The organism is Jiulongibacter sp. NS-SX5 (genome assembly GCF_052828545.1).
In genome coordinates this window covers 446,124-465,814 of record NZ_CM128248.1, presented here as the reverse complement: position 1 = coordinate 465,814, position 19,691 = coordinate 446,124, and the positions used below count along the sequence as shown (strand labels likewise).

Annotated in this window: 17 protein-coding genes; 8 read left to right on the top strand and 9 right to left on the bottom strand. The window is 38.4% G+C overall.

From position 1 onward, the window contains the following. The first annotated feature begins 111 nt into the window (after window positions 1–111). From carB to ACUXV0_RS01935, 4 genes are all read left to right on the top strand, one after another. Entirely contained in the window at window positions 112–2,955 is a 2,844-nt protein-coding gene (gene carB / locus ACUXV0_RS01950; protein WP_446191375.1) for a carbamoyl-phosphate synthase large subunit, read from the top strand. Between the two features lie 195 nt (window positions 2,956–3,150). Further along, a complete protein-coding gene (locus ACUXV0_RS01945; RefSeq protein WP_446191374.1) occupies window positions 3,151–3,540 on the top strand; it encodes a hypothetical protein in 390 nt (129 codons plus the stop codon). A gap of 189 nt (window positions 3,541–3,729) precedes the next feature. Next, window positions 3,730–5,046 carry a hypothetical protein gene (locus tag ACUXV0_RS01940; protein WP_446191373.1) on the top strand — a complete coding sequence of 439 codons (1,317 nt, stop codon included), beginning with the start codon at window positions 3,730–3,732 and terminating at the stop codon, window positions 5,044–5,046. Further along, a complete protein-coding gene (locus ACUXV0_RS01935; protein ID WP_446191372.1) occupies window positions 5,028–6,764 on the top strand; it encodes a hypothetical protein in 1,737 nt (578 codons plus the stop codon). Before ACUXV0_RS01940 ends, ACUXV0_RS01935 begins: the two co-directional genes overlap by 19 nt. 138 nt (window positions 6,765–6,902) lie before the next feature. On the opposite strand, the gene ACUXV0_RS01930 is transcribed toward ACUXV0_RS01935, so the two are convergent. Beyond that, on the bottom strand, window positions 6,903–7,649 hold the full coding sequence (locus ACUXV0_RS01930) for a CPBP family intramembrane glutamic endopeptidase (protein WP_446191371.1): 747 nt from the start codon (window positions 7,647–7,649) through the stop codon (window positions 6,903–6,905). A 285-nt stretch (window positions 7,650–7,934) separates the two neighbouring features. On the opposite strand from ACUXV0_RS01930, the gene ACUXV0_RS01925 reads away from it, so the two are divergent. After that, complete coding sequence (locus tag ACUXV0_RS01925) at window positions 7,935–9,803, top strand: M1 family metallopeptidase (RefSeq protein ID WP_446191370.1); 1,869 nt, start codon at window positions 7,935–7,937, stop codon at window positions 9,801–9,803. Between the two features lie 77 nt (window positions 9,804–9,880). On the opposite strand, the gene ACUXV0_RS01920 is transcribed toward ACUXV0_RS01925, so the two are convergent. From ACUXV0_RS01920 to ACUXV0_RS01885, 8 genes are all read right to left on the bottom strand, one after another. After that, window positions 9,881–10,450 (bottom strand): YHS domain-containing (seleno)protein, encoded by a 570-nt coding sequence (locus ACUXV0_RS01920; protein WP_446191369.1) that lies wholly within the window; start codon window positions 10,448–10,450, stop codon window positions 9,881–9,883. A 90-nt stretch (window positions 10,451–10,540) separates the two neighbouring features. Then, entirely contained in the window at window positions 10,541–11,497 is a 957-nt protein-coding gene (locus ACUXV0_RS01915; RefSeq protein ID WP_446191368.1) for an ATP-grasp domain-containing protein, read from the bottom strand. A 1-nt stretch (window position 11,498) separates the two neighbouring features. After that, window positions 11,499–12,035, bottom strand: coding sequence for a YceI family protein (locus ACUXV0_RS01910; protein ID WP_446191367.1), 537 nt, complete (start codon window positions 12,033–12,035; stop codon window positions 11,499–11,501). An 82-nt stretch (window positions 12,036–12,117) separates the two neighbouring features. Continuing rightward, the gene (locus tag ACUXV0_RS01905; protein ID WP_446191366.1) at window positions 12,118–12,834 is read right to left on the bottom strand and encodes an NRDE family protein; all 717 of its coding nucleotides are present in this window, start codon (window positions 12,832–12,834) and stop codon (window positions 12,118–12,120) included. Beyond that, window positions 12,822–13,328, bottom strand: coding sequence for a DinB family protein (locus tag ACUXV0_RS01900; RefSeq protein WP_446191365.1), 507 nt, complete (start codon window positions 13,326–13,328; stop codon window positions 12,822–12,824). The genes ACUXV0_RS01905 and ACUXV0_RS01900 overlap by 13 nt, the downstream gene beginning before the upstream one ends. Before the next feature lie 3 nt (window positions 13,329–13,331). Continuing rightward, the gene (locus tag ACUXV0_RS01895) at window positions 13,332–14,018 is read right to left on the bottom strand and encodes a hypothetical protein (RefSeq protein WP_446191364.1); all 687 of its coding nucleotides are present in this window, start codon (window positions 14,016–14,018) and stop codon (window positions 13,332–13,334) included. 66 nt (window positions 14,019–14,084) lie between these two features. Continuing rightward, window positions 14,085–14,777 (bottom strand): Crp/Fnr family transcriptional regulator, encoded by a 693-nt coding sequence (locus ACUXV0_RS01890; protein WP_446191363.1) that lies wholly within the window; start codon window positions 14,775–14,777, stop codon window positions 14,085–14,087. Between the two features lie 216 nt (window positions 14,778–14,993). After that, window positions 14,994–16,139: an FAD-dependent oxidoreductase gene (locus tag ACUXV0_RS01885; RefSeq protein ID WP_446191362.1), complete on the bottom strand. Its 1,146-nt coding sequence runs from the start codon at window positions 16,137–16,139 to the stop codon at window positions 14,994–14,996. A 111-nt stretch (window positions 16,140–16,250) separates the two neighbouring features. Here ACUXV0_RS01885 and ACUXV0_RS01880 point away from each other — a divergent pair, with 111 nt between their 5' ends. The 3 genes from ACUXV0_RS01880 to ACUXV0_RS01870 all read left to right on the top strand — a co-directional run bounded on the left by ACUXV0_RS01880 (window position 16,251) and on the right by ACUXV0_RS01870 (window position 19,689). Next, a complete protein-coding gene (locus tag ACUXV0_RS01880; protein WP_446191361.1) occupies window positions 16,251–16,757 on the top strand; it encodes a RidA family protein in 507 nt (168 codons plus the stop codon). Window positions 16,758–16,873: 116 nt separating this feature from the next. Further along, complete coding sequence (locus ACUXV0_RS01875; protein ID WP_446191360.1) at window positions 16,874–18,247, top strand: glycosyl hydrolase; 1,374 nt, start codon at window positions 16,874–16,876, stop codon at window positions 18,245–18,247. Next, complete coding sequence (locus ACUXV0_RS01870; RefSeq protein WP_446191359.1) at window positions 18,244–19,689, top strand: oxidoreductase; 1,446 nt, start codon at window positions 18,244–18,246, stop codon at window positions 19,687–19,689. The genes ACUXV0_RS01875 and ACUXV0_RS01870 overlap by 4 nt, the downstream gene beginning before the upstream one ends. Window positions 19,690–19,691 lie beyond the last annotated feature (2 nt).

Below are 19,691 nucleotides of genomic sequence, written 5' to 3'. Positions count from 1 at the left end.
TATCTTCGCTTGAAAAGTATTTAGTCAAAATCCTAACAATCTTACAGAGTTTAGAGCTTTTCGTATTACCTTTGATCTTCGATGATTAAATCGAAACCTCTTCACTAAGAAATGCCAAAAAACAAAGATCTAAAGTCCGTCCTTATTATAGGTTCGGGACCGATTATTATCGGACAAGCATGTGAATTTGACTACTCTGGCTCTCAAGCCGCAAGATCACTAAGAGAAGAAGGAATTGAAGTAGCACTGATTAACTCAAACCCCGCTACTATCATGACCGATCCGTTAAATGCGGATTATGTTTATCTGAAACCTTTGGAGAAAAAGTACATTGAAGAAATTCTTCAAACACACGCCGATATGGGAAAGCCTATCGATGCGGTACTTCCTACCATGGGTGGTCAGACAGCTCTTAACCTTGCTATTGAGTGTGACGAAGCCGGAATCTTCGAAAAGTTCAATACTAAAATGATCGGCGTGGATGTCGATGCCATTGAAACTACCGAAGACCGTGAGAAGTTCAGACTAAAGATGAATGAAATCGGTGTAAACGTTTGTAAAGGACGTACCGCCAAGTCATTCCTCGAAGGAAAAGAAATTGCTCAGGAAATAGGCTTCCCACTGGTTATTCGCCCTTCATTTACAATGGGTGGCTACGGTGGAGGTTTTGTGAACTCACCTGAAGATTTTGACAGAGCACTAAACGCTGGTCTTCACGCCTCACCTGTTCATGAAGTACTGATAGAGCAGTCTATTCTAGGCTGGAAAGAGTACGAGCTTGAGCTATTGAGAGATAACGTCGGTAATATTGTTATCATCTGTACTATCGAGAACTTCGATGCGATGGGTGTGCATACCGGTGACTCTATCACAGTAGCACCTGCCATGACCTTACCTGATACCATTTATCAGCGTATGCGTGACATGGCCATCAATATGATGAACGGTATCGGTGAATTTGCCGGTGGATGTAACGTTCAATTTGCCCTTAGTCCTGATGACGATACCATTATCGGTATTGAAATTAATCCTAGGGTGAGTAGATCATCAGCGTTGGCTTCTAAAGCTACCGGGTACCCTATCGCCAAGATTGCGGCTAAAATGGCCATTGGTTATAACCTCGATGAATTGATCAACCCAATCACGGGAAGCACTTCAGCGATGTTTGAGCCAGCGATCGACTACGTAATTGTGAAGGTGCCAAGATGGAACTTTGCCAAGTTCAAAGGTGCCGATCAAAAGCTAGGTCTTCAAATGAAAGCCGTGGGTGAAGCCATGGGTATCGGAAGAAACTTCCAGGAAGCTCTTCAAAAAGCATGTCAGTCTTTAGAAATTGGTCGTAACGGTCTTGGTGCCGACGGCAAAGAATTGAGAGATCAGGCGGCTTTGAAAGAAAGTTTAGAGCACCCGTCATGGGATCGTCTATTCCATATTTACGATGCGTTTAAGGCGGGCTTGTCCTTTAATACCATTCAGAATCTTACAAAGATCGACAAATGGTTCCTGCATCAGGTAGAAGAATTAATTCAGCTGGAGAAACAGCTGATCAAATATAAGTTAGAAGATATTCCTGCAGACCTGATGCTTGAAGCCAAGCAAAAAGGTTATGCAGACCGTCAGATAGCTCACCTGGTTCATCGTCTGGAGAGTGAAGTCTCTGCCAGAAGACACGAACTAGGTATCAAAAGAGCGTACAAATGTGTGGATACCTGTGCAGCTGAGTTTGAGGCACAAACCCCATACTACTACAGCACTTTCAATGTGAAGCAGGAGAACCCTGATAACGAGTCTATAGTTTCTGACAAGAAAAAGATTTTGGTGATCGGTTCTGGTCCAAATAGAATTGGTCAGGGTATTGAGTTTGATTACTCATGTGTTCACGGGGTACTGGCAGCTAAAGAATGTGGTTACGAAACCATCATGATTAACTGTAACCCTGAGACTGTTTCTACCGATCCGGATATCTCTGATAAATTATACTTTGAGCCTGTATTCTGGGAGCATGTATATGACATCATTCAGCACGAAAAACCTGAAGGGGTAATCGTACAGCTTGGTGGCCAAACGGCTCTTAAGATGGCTGAAAAGCTAACCAAATATGGCATCAATATTATTGGCACCTCATGGGAGGCACTTGACTTGGCAGAAGATAGAGGACGTTTCTCTGAGAAACTAGTAGAGTTAGGGATACCTTATCCTAAGTTTACCACAGTTCGTACGTCTGATAAAGCGGTTGAAGTTTCGAAAGAACTAGGCTTCCCGTTACTGGTTAGACCGTCTTATGTATTAGGTGGTCAGAGTATGAAGATTGTGATCAATGAGGACGAGCTGGAGCAACACGTAGTGAAAATCCTTAGCGAAATCCCTGATAATAATATTCTTCTGGATCACTTCCTTGAAGGTGCTGTAGAAGCAGAGGCTGATGCGATTTGTGATGGCGAAGATGCGTACATTATCGGTATCATGGAGCATATTGAGCCGGCAGGTATTCACTCCGGTGACTCTTATGCCGTATTACCGGCCTTTGATCTTAGTGAAAAAGTAATGGCTCAGATTGAGGATTATACCAAGAGAATTGCCATTGCATTAGACACTAAAGGATTGATCAATATCCAGTTTGCGATCAAAGATGAGCAGGTTTACGTTATCGAGGCGAATCCAAGAGCTTCCAGAACGGTACCATTCATCTGTAAAGCATATCAGGAGCCTTATGTGAACTATGCCACTAAGGTGATGCTGGGTGAGAAAAAAGTGAAAGACTTTGACTTCAACCCTGTGAAGAAAGGCTATGCCATCAAGATTCCGGTATTCTCTTTCCACAAGTTCCCGAATGTTAATAAGGAATTAGGACCTGAGATGAAATCGACAGGTGAAGGCATCTACTTCATTGATAATTTGAAAGATGAGTACTTCCTTAAAGTTTATAAGGAAAGAAATATGTATATGAGTCGATAGTTTTTTTGAGACGTAAGACTTTAGACAAAAGACGTAAGACTGGAAGGTCTTGCGTCTTTTTTTTGTACAACTTAGATTTCCCACAGTGTATTGAATCATCGGAATTCAGGCTTTCTTGAAGAAAACTCAACGAAATTGGAATTGGTATTGATGTCAAATATTATTTAATTTTATTAATACCAATATATATACTAAATGCTGAATCCAATTGAGTTTGTAATTAGTAATGGAAGGTTTGAATTCTCAGAACCTGAATTACAAAACATGGATATTTCACATTTCCATCATTACATGACTTCCTCTGGAATAAAGCAATTTAGAGTGGTTCCAGACGAAACCTTCAAATCAAGTTTTTGGAAAACTTTTGCTGCTACCAAAAGTCGAAACACCCCTGAAAACTGGATAGATTTAAAAGAACTCTTTGATCTCTTTGAAGTTTGCTTTCCGGGATTTGATGTAACATATCATAGAAGAATTGAAGAGTTTGCTTTCGAAGAATTACTTTTAAAAACTCCAATTGGCCTTTCAAATAATGAAGTGGAAAAGTTGCTAGATTCTTGCCACTTTGATAGTTTGTTTTATTGAGTATTTCTAATCAAATGTCTCTCAACCGACTTAAGCAATGATATCGTATTAAAACAACTGCAACGGTTTAAAGAAAGTGAGAATGACATTGGCATTTTCTCCTTTCTTTTCCCTGAAATCAAAAGAAATTCTCAAAAAGCAGATAACCTTCTCGATATAATCATTCATAAGGAATATTCGGAAGAGTTCTTGGCTTCAATATTAGAGGGCTTAATAATTATTAACCCGGCGAAGACAGAAGAAATAATTGAATCACTCGGAAAAGAAGAGAATAGACAACCCCTTCTAATTCAAACAATCAGGAGGTTAGAAGACCCTACCTATATTTTCAAATTCATGAAAATAATTAGGAATTTTAGTGATTCAGTTGAAAATAAATTAAGGAGATTAGGAACATTTGTAAAACTGACAGAGGTAGCTGCAAATTCCGACCTTAATGATCTAATTCAAGAAATTAAAACACTAACTGCGATACAAGAAGAACGGATAGTTTCAGTTTTTTTTAATTCAGTGATATCTTTAAAAACTAATGATTTCAAACAAGTTTTAGAAATTCTTCGGAATGTCATTTCAAATCAGGGATTTACCAAAGCTTATGTGATTCGAAATAAAAACGGGAGTATTCCATTGAATTGGTTAATACAAGATTTGATAAAATCTAAAGAGGAATTGCTTCTATTTTTAAAAATGTATGCCGAAGAAAGCCCATTTCCTTTTGATACCTCTGTAATTGATCGTTCAATAAATCTTTTTCTTGAAGAGCCGAAATGGATAATATCAAGAATTCTTGAACTTCTGATTGCTGATTACGGAATGTTTAGGCATTTGGGCTTTAAACTTCTTGATTGTTTGATTGACAAGAACATTGAAGTCCTTTTTGAAGAAGACGAAATCTCAAAACTAAGTGAAAACCAACAACTTAAGCTATTAATAAGCCTACATACACCATTTTCTCAGAGTAGAATAAAAGTATTTTGCTCAGGTATTTATCTATTCCAGACAGATTATCAGTCGGTTGCAGTAGCCTTTTCAACCATTTTACTCAATAAATTTCAAAATTACTCTCATTTTATTGAGATCATTGAGCGGGTCACAATAGACGATAATCTTAAAAAAGGAATTATTGAATACCTAAAAGAGAAACAAGATTACCATCAGAGTATTGAAAGAAAGAAAAGAAAATTAAAAGAGTTTGACTCAACTTGGAAATACTGGAAATATACAGAATTAGCAAACAGGTTGTTTAGGCAAAACATTAGCGATGAGATCGAAAAATCAAGTAGTACAGGTATCATGGGCCTCTTTCAAAAAAAAGTTCTGCTTAAAGGTGGAGGATGGAGAATGGAAGGAGAAACCGAAATTAGATATTTGAATCATTTTCAGACAACGTCAACATTTTCAAATGATCTTTTTATTAATCCAGAAAAAGAATCTTATAAATCGTATACTTTTTTTTACCAAAATTGGGATAAGGAAAACTGGAAGATATGGTTGACAAGGTTTTAGTTAGGGAATACCTCTCTTCATTAAAAGAAGATAGAGAATTAGACAAAATTATTATCCCTTTGTTGGAGTCCATGAATTATCAAATTCTTCGTACTGCAAAGGATACTAAAGGAATACCCCAGTATGGTCGAGATATAATTGCTCGTGGAGAAGACTCAAATGGAATTGACACTCTTTGGTTAATTGAAGTTAAAGGCTACAATCAAAGAGACATTAATTCCAAAAACTTTGCCTCTGAAGATGGAATACGTGAATCTTTAATTGAAAGTAAAGATGCATTGATAAACTTTGTTGGAAAAGAAGGTTTAAAAGAATTACCAAGGAAATATATTTTAGCACATAATGGAATAACAGATGAAAAATTCAAACCAGTCTTTGAAGGTTTCATCTGTAATACTTTTAAAAAAGGAGAATTTGAGGATTGGGATATTCATATCCTTTCACAGTTATTTTCCGAACATTTATTCAGCTCCTATTTATTCGCTAATCCAGAAAACGAAAAGCTATTTAAAAGACTGCTTGTCTTCTTGGATACACCAGAATATGATTTTAGAGAACTTTACCATTTATATGACAACCTTAAAGAGCAGTTCAGAAAAAACAAAAAATACAGGAATACTAGAAAGTTCTTGAACTTTTTCTCAACTGTCAACTTAATAATGCAAATGACCTGGCATTATTCTGAAGAGGAGAAGGATTTAAATCCAGCGAAGCATGTAATTGATTTCCTGATACTTAATACTTGGGCACTAATTCTAGAGGAAAGAAAAGAAAAAAATAAAAAATTTTTGACTCAGTTTAATCGACTCCTTGAAAATCAATTCAAATTTCTGTCAGCCTACTACCGTAAAACTATTGAGGTAGCTACTTCTCCAAGAGGCTTATTTAATAGTAAAGAGTTCATTTTTGAACAGATAGGTTATTCAATACGCAGTTACGACTACGTGGACTTTCTTACTTACTTCTATCAATTAAATAATGGATTTTTAGGCGATAATGAAGCCACTTTGAACTTAAGAAAACAAAAAGACTCGATCAAAAAATTAATTCAAAACAACAAGGAAGGTTTTCATCAAATAGTCTTCGATAGACAAATAATCCCACTTCACCATATCTTCAGTTTCTTTTTATTAAGCTATAACAATACAGGGGATGATGATATTTCCAAAGATGATTTATTATTCTTAATGGAATTATTGGTTCAAATCTTTGACCAATTTTTTATTCGCAAGCAAGTTAAAGGTGGCTTTATCTATTCTTCTCATGATTTGACAAAATTGATTGAAAAAGAGTATAAGCAAACAAAAATTGACAATTACCCTGACAAGCAATCCTTAATGCTTCCAATATTGCTAGAATATCTTGCAATTTTTGACATGCACTACACTCTCAAGGATTTAGATAATTTACTCGATGGCATAGATTTGCAGGTAGTAAGACCAAATTTTAAAAAATATCCAGATTTGGAAGTTTTAATGTTTAAGAAAAACCTCGAAATGGAAAATTTTATTGAAATTATTCAACTCAATGGATATGATTCAAGAGAGATAATTAACTCTAGAAGAAATGCGACTAGAGATAATTATACTTTTAGAACAGCTCAAGCAGGCTACCAATTTTTAATTACTCTGGCTCAGAGTTTTTATAAAAATGAACCTTACCCTGAAGAATGGAGGGAATGGTTTGATAGGATCAATATTCAATATGATGATAAATAATACATCTTTAAGCTTTAAACATACTAATTCTCCACCCTTCCTTTGTTTCATCAATACTCTTGCTCTTCCTGAATTTAAGACACTGGCAAAAAAATATTCATTTTGTTCATCTCGACTGCTTTGTTTACAGTACTAGTCTTACAATAGGTAAAATATACTATATATCATTCCCAGGTTAAAGCCAGCGTGAGCGGCGATAGCTCCCAGAAGTGAATTCGACTTTTGTTTGGCATAGAAGAAAAGTAAGCTGACTAAAAACATCGCCAATACCCAAATGATTGTGGGAATAGCAAAAAACTTCCATGAGCCATCGAGAAAGACCAATCCAAAATGGGCAATATGCGTAATTGCAAAAGCCGATGCGTCAATTAACGACGCCGTTTTACTCCCAAAAGACTGAGCGAAACTCTCGTGAACTATTCCTCTGAAAAACAATTCTTCCCCTATTGGACTGAAAATCATTCCCGTAGCAGCCATAACGGCAAATAAGACCATTTTTTCATTCCCACTTATTCCGTTCGGAATATTATAAGATTTACCAATGTACTGATACCAATTCTGATAAGTACCTGAGTAAAGTATATCTCCAATTTTGAAAAGAACTAAACTAAAGCCTAAACCTGCCAAAAGAGCTAAAAATACAGCGATAGGTTTATTTGAAACTTTCAATCCTATTTCTGTTCTACCCTGCTTACTCAAGAAGATAAAAGGTGCTAATGCTGAAATAAACATGATCGCACCTATTGGTCCATAGTTTGCCGTTTCATTCGCATTTAACACTAAAAAGAATCTCGGGATACAGATTAGTACTATCAAAAACGAACCGAATCTCCAGTCATATTGAAAGAGTTTTGACCAGAAAGGTCTGAGATGGTTTTGAGGCATTGTGTTATGGCTTTTAAAAGTGCCACAAGTTAAACTTTATCGCTAGTTTCTTCCAAAGCTCTTGAACTGCCTTCTAAAACCATGACTTCATTATTTATAATTTGATTTTGATCAAAATTAGGAACTCATAGATCCAATACTGAAAACCTTTTGAACTCTTTCTAAAATTACCTTCAAAACAATTTTTTTGGTCTCAGAATTGGTCAGTATGGTCGTTTATCTGTCATAACTACTGGTTTTAGTAGCATCCTGTTGTAAATTGGAGTTTTAAAATCAACAATCTGAATGCATTTACGTTTTTCTTTACTTCTACTTCTATCGGTTTTCTTCACTGGTTTAAAGGCACAAAAAGGCTATTGGCAGCAAAATGCTGACTATACCATGACTATTGACTTTGATGTGGAAAAACACCAATTCTCTGGTGATCAGGAAATTATTTACACCAATAACTCAGAAGACACATTGAGTAAAGTGTTCTATCACTTGTACTATAACGCCTTTCAGCCCGGGAGTATGATGGATATCAGATCCAGAACAATTGCTGACCCGGATTCACGAGTTATGGATAGAATTTTTCATTTGAAAGAGAATGAAATTGGTTACCATCATATCAATGAACTGAAGCAAGATGGTGCTCCCCTCTCCTATGAAGTCATCGGAACTATTCTAGAGGTTAAACTTGCAAAACCTTTATTACCGGGCAAAAAAACTACGCTCAGCATGAAATTCGATTCTCAAGTACCTGTGCAGATACGAAGAACGGGTAGAGATAATAAAGAGGGCATTTCTTACTCCATGACACAGTGGTACCCAAAACTAGCCGAATATGACAAAGATGGCTGGCACGCAGATCCTTATGTGGGTCGTGAGTTTCATGGAGTTTGGGGAAGTTTTGATGTGACCATCAATATTGACTCTTCATATTTGGTAGGTAGCACAGGTTATCTCCAAAATCCAAATGAAATAGGTCATGGATATGAAGATAAATCGAAGCCTGTCAAACGAAAAAAGAGCAAAAAGCTGAGCTGGAACTTTAAAGTTGATAAAGTTCATGATTTTGCCTGGGCGGCGGACCCTGAATATGTTCACGAGATTGTGAAAGAGGAAGGCATTCCAAACCTTCATTTTATTTATCAGAGAGATGATAAAATAGCTGCCAACTGGGATAGTCTAAAGAGCTATGCTGTAAAGACTTTCCAGATCATGAATGAAAAGTATGGTAAATATCCTTACGATGATTACTCAATCATTCAAGGCGGTGATGGTGGAATGGAATACCCGATGGCAACATTAATAACCGGAGGGGGTAGTTTTAGAGGTTTGGTGAGTGTAACAGTGCATGAGTCCATCCACTCATGGTATCAGGGAGTTTTGGCTTTCAATGAATCAAAATACCCATGGATGGACGAGGGTTTCACCACTTATTGTCAATACATGGTGATGGACTCACTCTTTAATGAGCATAAGTTAAACCCTCTTTCAAGAGCTTACAGGGCCTATAACATGCTCGTGGACGCCAACCTGCAGGAACCAATGACCACTCACGGTGATCATTACGATAAAAACAGAACGTATAGCATTTCCACTTACCTAAAAGGTGCTATCTATCTGCATCAATTGAGCTATATTATTGGTCAGGAGGCATTTGACAAAGCCATGCTTGATGTCTGGAATAAATGGGCCTTCAAACATCCTGACCCAACTGACTTTAAACGAGAAATGGAGAAAAGATCTGGCCTGGAGCTGGATTGGTATAATGAACAATGGATCGGTACCACAAATACCGTTGACTATGCTGTAAGGTCTATGGATGTTTCTGAGGATTCTACCTTGATTACTCTTGAGAAAATAGGCTTAATCCCAATGCCACTAGATGTGGTTGTTACCTATGAAAACGGTGAGCAAAAACTCTACTACATTCCTTTAGAGATTATGCGTGGTCATAAAAATGAAGAGGCTGGCATGCCTACAAGAGTAGTCATGGAAGACTGGCCATGGCCTTACCCCTATTACGAACTAAAAGTAGAAGGTAAAGTGAAGTCGGTGGAAATAGACCCATCTGATAGAATGGCAGATGTAGATCGTTTCAATAACCAATTTCCGCTTCCTTCATCCCATAAGTTTTTTGGCAAGAAAAACTCAGGTGGCAAATAGGTAATTCTAATTCATGTGAAATAAAAAATAGATCGATGAAAGTCGATCTATTTTTGTTTCGAACAATAACTTAATATTTACTTCATCTGGGCCTCTGCATATTTCACATCTGCCTTTCTGATCATATTTTCTTTGTCTTTTAACCATTTCTTATGGACACCCTCATTATAATTGAGGTAAAGTTTCCCATTTAGAATAGTCCATTCTTCTGGGTCTACTTTAGCCTCTGCATATTTCACATCTGCCTTTCTGATCATATTTTCTTTGTCTTTTAACCATTTCTTATGGACACCCTCATTATAATTGAGGTAAAGTTTCCCATTTAGAATAGTCCATTCTTCTGGGTCTACTTTAGCAGCATAACCTTTTGACCAACCGAATGCACACCAACCACCATACTGAGGTAGGTATTGTTCCGGATTCGCCTCAAAGAGTGATTTATGCTCATTGGAAGTGAATTTCCAAGTCACACCGTTATACGAGCTTGTGAATGTTTCTCCTCCTTTGGTGGCCTTTTTAGAAGTAAAATAAGCCACAGGATCATAGCCATCAAGGGCTCCATTCTTGGTTTTAAAGATTTTTGATTTCTGCCCAAATCCATTGAAGGTTAAGCCTAAAACGATGAGTAGAAACGCTAACTTTTTCATTTTTGATTGTTTATTGGTTCCCAATAAAGTGAGAAAGCCCGAAGCAAAATGTCAGTTTAATGACAACTGACCTAAATGAACCAGAAAAAGTTATTTGGCTTTATTCCTGTTTTCAGCAGCAATTTTAGCCGCAACTTTCCAGTGCTGCCCCACATCTCGCCAGGCATTGAAAAGTTTATAGTTTGGGTCAAAAATGTGAGCAGGATCGGCATTGATGCCATTCAATTCTAAAATCTTGATATTCTTACCTTCATAGAAGTCTTCAAGAGACGTGGTTTTTAAATCAAAACGACCATAATAAAAAGCCTCTTTGTTTCGAAGAATTTCAGAGCAGACTTTAGCCATTTTCTCTTTATCAGCCTCCGGGACGTTTTGAAACTCCGTACCACGACAGTGATTTCCTATAGGCTCTACCAGCACTTCCATGTTTGCTTCGGGAATTTGCTGCAAATCAACTTTTGAATTCTCTTTGAGGTCTTCAAGAATTAATTCGGCTCTTACATTTCTTTTTAATAGATCTTCAATGCTAGAGATCCCATCACCTGTAACCGATAAAAACTTCTTCCTGGTAACTGAACTCACCGTAAACTGTCCCTGACCAGGCTCTTTATAACAAAATACAGCAAGTTCAAGAGGCCATTCCACAAATTCCTGTGCAATGAACTCTCCTTCACATATATCGTAAAATCTTTGCAATTCTATTTCATTTCTGACCAGCTCTACACCATTTCCTCTTTGACCACTGTTGGTTTTGCACACCATGGGGAAGCCTATATGCTGGCTAATTTTGTCTAAATCAGACTCTGTATTTACAATTCCCATTTGAGGCAGGAACTGGGCATTGATATCCCTTAGCATGGCCTCCTTGTCTTCTTTAAAGAAACCACCATCCGGCAGGAATGAATTGACCTGCTTCGGGAAAAACATACTTTTATATTTCACACTTAACCAGGCATAATAAAGCAATAGAGGGGCATAAAACACCCTCCATGGCCAATATTCAAAATGCCTGATTTGTAAAGAAAGTAGCTTTAACCTTCTGCTCATATTATTGTTTAACTGCGGTCATACTGACTTTAATATTCACATCATCTCCCATACCAAGCGAGTTTCCGCCAAAGTCCCAATCTGTTCTATCAATGGTAAAATCCGCCTTAAAAAGGAGTTTATTTCCATTTTCAGTTATTGTAAAAGGCACTTTAACCAATTTTGATTTGTCTTTTAGCTTCACCTTAAAGCTAGCCTCGTACCTACTCGAAGATAGCTTTTTGATATCGCCCACTGATGCCATACTTACTCTAGGATACTTTTTTACCTCAAAAAATTCATCCTTCTCTTTTAAGTGTCTATCTCTGAGACTATTGTCTGTATCTATTGTTGAAGAGGCCACTGAGGCAGAAATACTTTGCGGTTCACCATTTTCAAATTTTAGGCCCACCTTCATTCCTTTCAAGGAGCCATTGACTGTGGCACCCAACATTTTTAAGTTGAAGTTGACAATTCCACTTACAGCTTTGTATTCCTGAGCTTGAATTGAGGTACTAACCAAAAGAAAGGCAACTAGTATTAATTGTAATTTTTTCATCGTTTTTTATTTCAATTTACTGAGTCCTCATCGCTTGAAATGTCAGCTGAATTACCTTGCTGAAAACTTTTGAATGTATTTTTCAAATCATTTCCACCAGTCGATCTTCCTGATTCTTCAGATCAAAATACTTGAACCGGACAGACTGATCTTTCTTGACTATCTGACTAATACTTACCGTCTTTATAAGACCCCTATCCAGACAAATACTATCGTCAGGATCACACTTGCCTCCTTCGTACTGAAAATTCAAAAGTTGCTCTTCAGTCGTTTCGAGACTATTTTTTTCTAAATGAGTATAATACCAATCTGCTCGTTTTACCCTTGCATGCTGATCATACAGTGTGCCTGAAGACCAAATTTGAGCTTGGGTGTGATCTATCTCAGAAAAAACTTTCCCTTTGTGCTCATCCCATCTGATCTCGGTTATCGCATTTTCAGCATTATGGTCAATTCTTACCAAAGTGAACGGCTCCATTCCCTCAAACTCAAAGGTTTTAAAGAAAACGGCCGGATCATTCTTCTTTAAAAAGTCAAAAATGATGAGTCCTCTACTCTGACGATAATTGCCTGTAGGAATATGTTTCTCATAACCACCATTTAGCAAGACCAGAGTTTGATTTTGATTAGTCCCTATCCAAGTGCCCCCTCCCACCGGGTCAATGGGGCAGATAATTTCCTGATTATGTCTGGTAAGCTGATCAGGAAAAAGAGCAGACTCTCTATTGATTGCCTCGTCTCTATTTGACCCTACAATGAAGTCGCCATTCCCACAAGGAAAGTAAGTTAATACGCACATGACTGCTTTTTTCTGTACCTGATGGTGCTATCTGCAACACCAAAATTTTTCTGACATTCCTTATCTGCAAAGTAGTTTTCCATACCGATTTTGATCAAAGCGAAATGGTGGATACTATGCTCATAAAGATAAATCAACTCACGACAGAAGGTACTTTCTGAAACGAACATGCGATCACCCATCAAATGCTCTAATTGTAGCCCACTTTGAATCTCACATTCCTCTATTTGAGTCATCAGGCCTTCCATCTTTTGAACTGCCTCAGCCGGTGAAACTTCAAGTTTTAAATCTCTTTTACGTTGATCGTAATTGACAGGAGAAGTTTCAAAGAGGCAAACATAAAACTCTAAAATATGGCGTACATGTTGGCCTATACTGGCTCCAGATAGCAGAGGCAGCTGTCTGCTGTATTCCTGAGGCTCAAACTGCTCTACCAAACAAATCAATTGGTCTAGAGGACTACAAAAAGCGGCATTTGAAGGGTGGGTATGCATATATTATAATTTACGTGAGAATCCGATGGACGGCATCAATGTTTTTAACCTGAAACGGTCATTATCATAAGTCAGCTTCTGTGAAGCTTTATATTCAATAAACTGAAAGCCTGCAGCGACCTTGATGGCAGTTTTTTCTCCCAACCATTTTCTAAAATAAAGCTCAGAATTCAGACTACCAATATCACTATCAGAGATGAGCAGAAGATTACCGGCTGTAGGTTTTAGTTCTTGCTCGGTCTGATGAAACTCAGTAGATTCCACAGCACTAAAAGTTCCGTTTTGTGCTTTTCCTACTGTAAAACCAAAGGCATCAATATTAAAACCAACCTCAGATTTTTTGAATTTATACTGCAATGTTATGACAGAGTTTAGAGCCAAAACCGAAGTTTGGTCCACTGAAAAAGTGTCTATCTTCTCAGGATTATACTCCGTAAAGAAAGCCACGATACTCTGCTTGCCAGATGTTAGCTTGGCTGGTGCAGTCAGATACTCATTTTGACCAGAGAAAAAGCCCGTAGCTCTCAGGCCAAAACCAAATTGAAAATGACCTTTACCATAAATCTTTTCCACCATTATTGAAGGAGAAACAGCATTCCTGGCGGCTACAGAAAAATTGAAGTTCGTTTGTTGTGCTTCCAGGCCCAAAGAAGTGAGTAAAAGCAAGAGGACAAATCCGTTTTTTAGCATAGTTTTATTTTTTTGATAAAGTAAACAGGAGTCAAAAAATGCTTGTGTCAGTTGGCTGACAAAACTCTATAAAAAAGCCTGTTCTAGTTTTACTTTATTTATACTAAGACGTTTACGGTCGTAAGTAATGATATCCTCTGATTTTAATTGATTAAGTAGACCCGTTACAGTTTGCCTGGTGGAGCAGATAAGACTTGAAATATCCTGATGGGTTAAATAGTTTGAAACCTCAATGATTTCTTCGGCATTATACTCTTCTTCTTGCCTAGCCATGTCTTGCAAAAAGAGCAGCATTCGGGTCCTTACATCTTTAAACATGATATTGCTGTAGCGATTCTCCATTCTTCTAAACCAAAGCCCCATCCACTTGGTGTATTTTATGGCTACCTCCGGTTTATTTTCAATAAACCTCTCAAAATCCGCCGCTTTGAAACTGCAGAAAACCACTTGATCAGTCAGTACGATAGCATACTCATTAGTATGGCTGGATTCCTCTTGTACCAGCTGTCCGAAAAGATCACCTTTCTGCAGAATGTCTTTGATTTGCTCATTACCGTATTCATCGATTCTGACAATTTTCACTTTGCCACTTTTAAGGGTGTAGATTCTCCCTTGGTTTTCATCTGAGAAAAAGATGATTTCTCCTCTCTTCGCCTTTTTGTATTTGGCAATGAAACATATCTCCTCCAAATCACGAGGGCTTAGATTTTTAAAGAGGTTATGGTCGTGTAAATACCAATAATGACTAGGTTGGTTCATATCGGGGCTTTATTTGACCTAGATACGAAATGCTCAAAATGAAAGTTTGGGTACTTTTTGCAGAAAATGATCCACTCAAAAGTTTGCACAAACTCAAATAGAATAAAATGATTAAGGCTCAACCCAAAATCCTTCAGTTAGGAATTTATGAGCCGAGCCCTATTATTGACCCTCCTCAGAGGCTATCATTTATGAAAGTTAATTCAATAAGTACTGTTAACCCTTCATCTCTTTCATTAAATCTGAAAGTATACTTACCCATTTTTCAGTAGACTGACGGTCTGGGGTGGTGTCCCAGCTATTCACTTTGCCAGTCCCTCCGAGGTAAATGCCATCTTTTCGTGTGATAAAATAAGCCCCGTTCGTAGCCAGTTTATAATTCACTTCCGTTTGAGGTACCAGACATGCCAATTGACCAGAAATCGGGTAGAGTTCCTCATCATTAAATATTGCTTTGGCACCCAAACCCATACAATTGACAATCACTTTCTCTTCCAGAGCATCTATATCCTCTAACGATTCTATGGGGTGTATTTTGACCTTTCCACCTCTAATCATAAAGTTATTTAAATGGAAATTCAGATAGCTGGGAATATTGAAGATCATATTGCTTCTGCGAATCACATAATCCTTTTTAAATGGATGGTCTTTTTTATCTAACTGAACCCAATCGGGTGCCAGGCCCAGATGAAAGACTTCAGATCCATAATGTCCGTCTTGCTTTGGTGCTTTATCTAATACACGGTATTCATCTCCCCAGTCAATGATATCATTTAATCCTAAACTCATCTGCATTCTCCTGAAAGAGAATCTACAGGCATCTTCCCAATTGGCTTGTATTTCAGGTGTTACTTTATCTTTGGCACAAACTCTGGAGCTAGGTGACCAGGTACCGGTAGCTAAGTTAGAGGTAACATTAGGAGGTACATCTTTGGTGTAAATGGTAACTTCATAGCCACTTTCTTGAAGCAAAGTGGCGGTAGCAATTCCCACAGTACCGCAGCCAAGTAGAGCCACTTTTTTATGTGGAGTGGTCTTCACCAGATTTCTCGCCTGGTTTCCTGTACCCCAGGAAAGAGACCAGCCACTGCCACCATGCCCGTAATTATGAATGATGGTCTTACTACCAAGTTCTGCTTTTTCTACCCTTGGACCAGACTCTCTAAAAGGCCTCAAACCTACTGTTTCTTTGATAATTCTATCTGAAGATAACTTGAGTTTGGGGATTGGTGTAAAGCCTTTATTGATGTAAAAATTCTTATCACCGTAAAGTTTTGGCCCACCTACACAGCCAGTGAGCCCTTCAGAACCTAATACTGCAGTAGCAATTCCTGCCTTCAGGAAAAAATCTCTTCTTTTCATTCAATAAGTAATAGTTAATAGAAGAAAATTATGACCTCGATATAGCATACCAAAATATTAATGGCATTATTTGCCTTTCATTACTTATATATTCTAACTTTTCTTACAATTATGAAATTTAACATTAGTTACTTTAAATTATTCATATCATTCGTTTCGTTTATCGTCTTCACTAATTCACTTTATGCTCAGGAAATCGTAATGAAGGGCAATCCGGCTTCTATAATTTCAAGCACTGCTCAGATACCGTCAAATGCAGAATATTTTTACACTAGCGGTTTTACTGCATTAGCTATTAAACCTGAACTGAAAGACGGAGAATATGAAAAATATGGTGACACCAAAACACAAGCCATTTCCGTATTAGAGCGACTAAAGTCTGCATTAGAAGCAGAAGGTTACTCTTTTAAGGATGTATTCTCGATGCATGTTTTTGTAGCACCAGATACTAAAAGCGGCGAATTTGATTTCAAAGGCTGGAATGAAGCCTACAAGCAATACTTTGGCACAGAAGAAACTCCAAATAAACCTATTAGAGCTACAGTTGGGGTAGCGACCTTGGTAAATCCGCATAAGTTTATAGAGATTGAGGTCATTGCGGCGAAATCCCCGCGTTAGTCTATTAAATGACAGAAGAGGATAAGAATTTTAAGAGGAATAATTTAATTGCAATACAATCATCTCTTGCCGCAGGCAAAAGGTGTATATATTCAACCATAACCCTCTTGAAATAAATGCAAGTCAAAGAAGACATTGCCCCCGATGACCTATCTGGTCTTTTAAAGAACTTCTGGCTACTCAGTGGTCACAAAATAAAATCAATTGAGAATGAATACGACACCTCAAAAGGTGCTCCTGTGTTTACCGTTAATGGAAAATACAGCTCCCGAGGCTGGACCGAATGGACTGAAGGCTTTCAATATGGCTCTGCCCTATTGCAGTTTGAGGCTACCGGTGATGAAGAATTTCTGGAAATAGGTCGCTCAAAAACATTGAGCAAAATGGCTCCGCACCTAACACATATAGGTGTGCATGATCATGGCTTTAATAATATCAGTACCTACGGTAATCTACTGAGGTTCATGAAAGAAGGCCTTATTCCACAGAACGACTGGGAGCAACACTTTTATGAATTAGCTTTGAAAAACAGCGGTGCAATTCAAGCCTCCAGATGGACTAATACCGTGGATGGTGGCTATATCTACTCCTTCAATGGACCGCATTCCTTATTCGTGGATACTATTCGTTCGGTTCGTATTTTGATTTTAAGTCACTTATTAGGTCATCAGCTCAAAGGCGAAAACGATCAAAGTATCAATCTGCTAGAACGCGGCATCAAACACATACTTTCCACTGCCAAATACAATGTTTATTACGGAGAAGGAAGGGACAGCCATGATGTTTGGGGAAGAACAGCACACGAGTGTATTTTCAATACGAACGACGGGAACTTCAGAGCTCCAAATGCTCAGCAAGGCTTTAGCGGTTTCACCACCTGGACACGTGGCCTAGCCTGGGCTCTATGTGGTTTTGCAGAAGAACTGGAGATCATGCAAAAACTGCCGGAAAGCGAATTTGAGGGTATCATTAATAAAGCGGAACTGATTGAGGTATTAATGAAAGGTGCAGAAGCAACCTGCGACTTTTACCTTGAAAATTCTGCATTAGATGGCATCACTTATTGGGATACGGGTGCTCCGCAACTTTATAAATTGGGTGACTACACGAAGGAAAAGTCAAACCCATACAATAAGTTTGAACCAATTGACAGTACTGCCTCGGCTATTTCGGCTCAAGGCTTAATACGTTTCGGTAGACTGACCGGGAATGAAACTTACCTTAAAGCCGGGCTTACTATAGCAGAGACGCTCTTACAAGAACCTTATATCTCATCTGAAGAGAGCCATCAAGGTATATTACTCCATAGCATTTACCACCAACCGAACGGCTGGGACAATATACCTTCTGGTCAAAAAATAGCTTGCCATGAAAGCAGCATGTGGGGCGATTATCACATGAGAGAGCTGGCTATTCAAATTGGCCGCATGGCTGATAATAAGACAGCTTACGCATTTTTCAACTGCCTGAAAGACTACAGAAACCTATGAGCAAAAAGAACAAACCAAAATATACCCGAATAGCACAGCTAAAAACAGAAGAACAATTCACCGATCATTTGGCAAACATCGGTACCAGCATGCCCTTTAGTACTAAAGTAAGCTCTGGAGACGAATCTGTTTTCGCTGAAAAAATCAATCTGAGATCTGGTTCAGAGATAGGAAACCGGTTCTGTATACTTCCTATGGAAGGCTGGGACGGCACCACTGACGGAAAACCCTCTGTACATACCAAAAGACGATGGAAGCATTTCGCCATCAGCGGTGCCAAGCTACTTTTTGGCTGTGAGGCCGTAGCTGTTAATCCAGAAGGGCGAGCTAACCCAAATCAGCTGATGATCAATGAGGCCAACTTTAAAGACTTCAAAGATTTAAACAGGATGCTTTACAGAGAGCACGAAGCAGCTTTTGGGAATACAGAGGATTTTGTGGTTGGCCTACAGTTGACGCATTCCGGGCGTTTTTGTAAGCCATTTGATCAGAAAAAAATGGAGCCTAAAATTCTTTATTATCATCCGGTTTTAAATGATAAGCAAGGCCTAGGAGAAGATTACCCCATACTCACAGACGAGTATATCGACGGCCTGATTCAAGACTATGTGAAAGCGGCGGTTTTGGCTCAAAAAGCTGGTTTTGACTTCGTGGATATTAAACATTGCCATGGCTACCTAGGTCACGAGTTTCTTTCATCTTATGATCGCCCCGGCAAATACGGAGGTAGTTTTGAGAACAGAACCCGTTTTTTGAGAGATATCGTATCGGGAATTAAAAAGGCTGCCCCGGGTCTCCAAATGGGCATTAGACTGAGTGCATTCGACTGGATGCCTTTTAAACAAGGAGAAGAAGGAGTGGGTGAACCTTCTACAAGTGGTGAATATAAATATGCCTTTGGCGGAGCCAATGATGGACTCTCTGAGGATTTGAATGAAACTGTTGCCTTTATTCAATTGGCTAAAGAATTGGGTATAGAAATGATCTGCGTTACAGGCGGTAGTCCGTATTACAACCCACATATAATCAGACCTGCTTTATTTCCTCCTTCTGATGGCTATTTGCCGCCAGAAGATCCGCTTATTGGTGTAGCCAGGCAAATCAAAGTTACGGCTGAAATAAAATCTCATTTTCCTGATATGGTCATCATCGGTTCTGCTTACTCTTACCTGCAGGAGTGGCTGCCAAATGTGGCTCAAGCAGTGCTTGAAGAGAAAAAAGCAGACATGGTAGGTTTTGGAAGAATGGTTTTAAGCTATCCTGAAATGCCATCAGATATCTTAAAAGGTGAAGTTTATAAGCGAACCAAGATTTGCAGAACCTTCTCCGACTGCACCACAGGCCCCAGAAATGCCATGATATCAGGTTGTTTCCCTCTTGACCCATATTATAAAGAAATGCCTGAGGCTAAAGTTGTTAAAGAAATCAGAAGTAGTTTATAGAA

Excerpts from the sequence above, each read along its gene's own strand:
- carB (WP_446191375.1), top strand. The coding sequence starts at position 112 with ATGCCAAAAAACAAAGATCTAAAGTCCGTCCTTATTATAGGTTCGGGA.
- ACUXV0_RS01945 (WP_446191374.1), top strand. The coding sequence starts at position 3,151 with ATGCTGAATCCAATTGAGTTTGTAATTAGTAATGGAAGGTTTGAATTC.
- ACUXV0_RS01935 (WP_446191372.1), top strand. The coding sequence starts at position 5,028 with ATGGTTGACAAGGTTTTAGTTAGGGAATACCTCTCTTCATTAAAAGAA.
- ACUXV0_RS01930 (WP_446191371.1), bottom strand. The coding sequence starts at position 7,649 with ATGCCTCAAAACCATCTCAGACCTTTCTGGTCAAAACTCTTTCAATAT.
- ACUXV0_RS01925 (WP_446191370.1), top strand. The coding sequence starts at position 7,935 with ATGCATTTACGTTTTTCTTTACTTCTACTTCTATCGGTTTTCTTCACT.
- ACUXV0_RS01920 (WP_446191369.1), bottom strand. The coding sequence starts at position 10,450 with ATGAAAAAGTTAGCGTTTCTACTCATCGTTTTAGGCTTAACCTTCAAT.
- ACUXV0_RS01915 (WP_446191368.1), bottom strand. The coding sequence starts at position 11,497 with ATGAGCAGAAGGTTAAAGCTACTTTCTTTACAAATCAGGCATTTTGAA.
- ACUXV0_RS01910 (WP_446191367.1), bottom strand. The coding sequence starts at position 12,035 with ATGAAAAAATTACAATTAATACTAGTTGCCTTTCTTTTGGTTAGTACC.
- ACUXV0_RS01905 (WP_446191366.1), bottom strand. The coding sequence starts at position 12,834 with ATGTGCGTATTAACTTACTTTCCTTGTGGGAATGGCGACTTCATTGTA.
- ACUXV0_RS01900 (WP_446191365.1), bottom strand. The coding sequence starts at position 13,328 with ATGCATACCCACCCTTCAAATGCCGCTTTTTGTAGTCCTCTAGACCAA.
- ACUXV0_RS01895 (WP_446191364.1), bottom strand. The coding sequence starts at position 14,018 with ATGCTAAAAAACGGATTTGTCCTCTTGCTTTTACTCACTTCTTTGGGC.
- ACUXV0_RS01890 (WP_446191363.1), bottom strand. The coding sequence starts at position 14,777 with ATGAACCAACCTAGTCATTATTGGTATTTACACGACCATAACCTCTTT.
- ACUXV0_RS01885 (WP_446191362.1), bottom strand. The coding sequence starts at position 16,139 with ATGAAAAGAAGAGATTTTTTCCTGAAGGCAGGAATTGCTACTGCAGTA.
- ACUXV0_RS01880 (WP_446191361.1), top strand. The coding sequence starts at position 16,251 with ATGAAATTTAACATTAGTTACTTTAAATTATTCATATCATTCGTTTCG.
- ACUXV0_RS01875 (WP_446191360.1), top strand. The coding sequence starts at position 16,874 with ATGCAAGTCAAAGAAGACATTGCCCCCGATGACCTATCTGGTCTTTTA.
- ACUXV0_RS01870 (WP_446191359.1), top strand. The coding sequence starts at position 18,244 with ATGAGCAAAAAGAACAAACCAAAATATACCCGAATAGCACAGCTAAAA.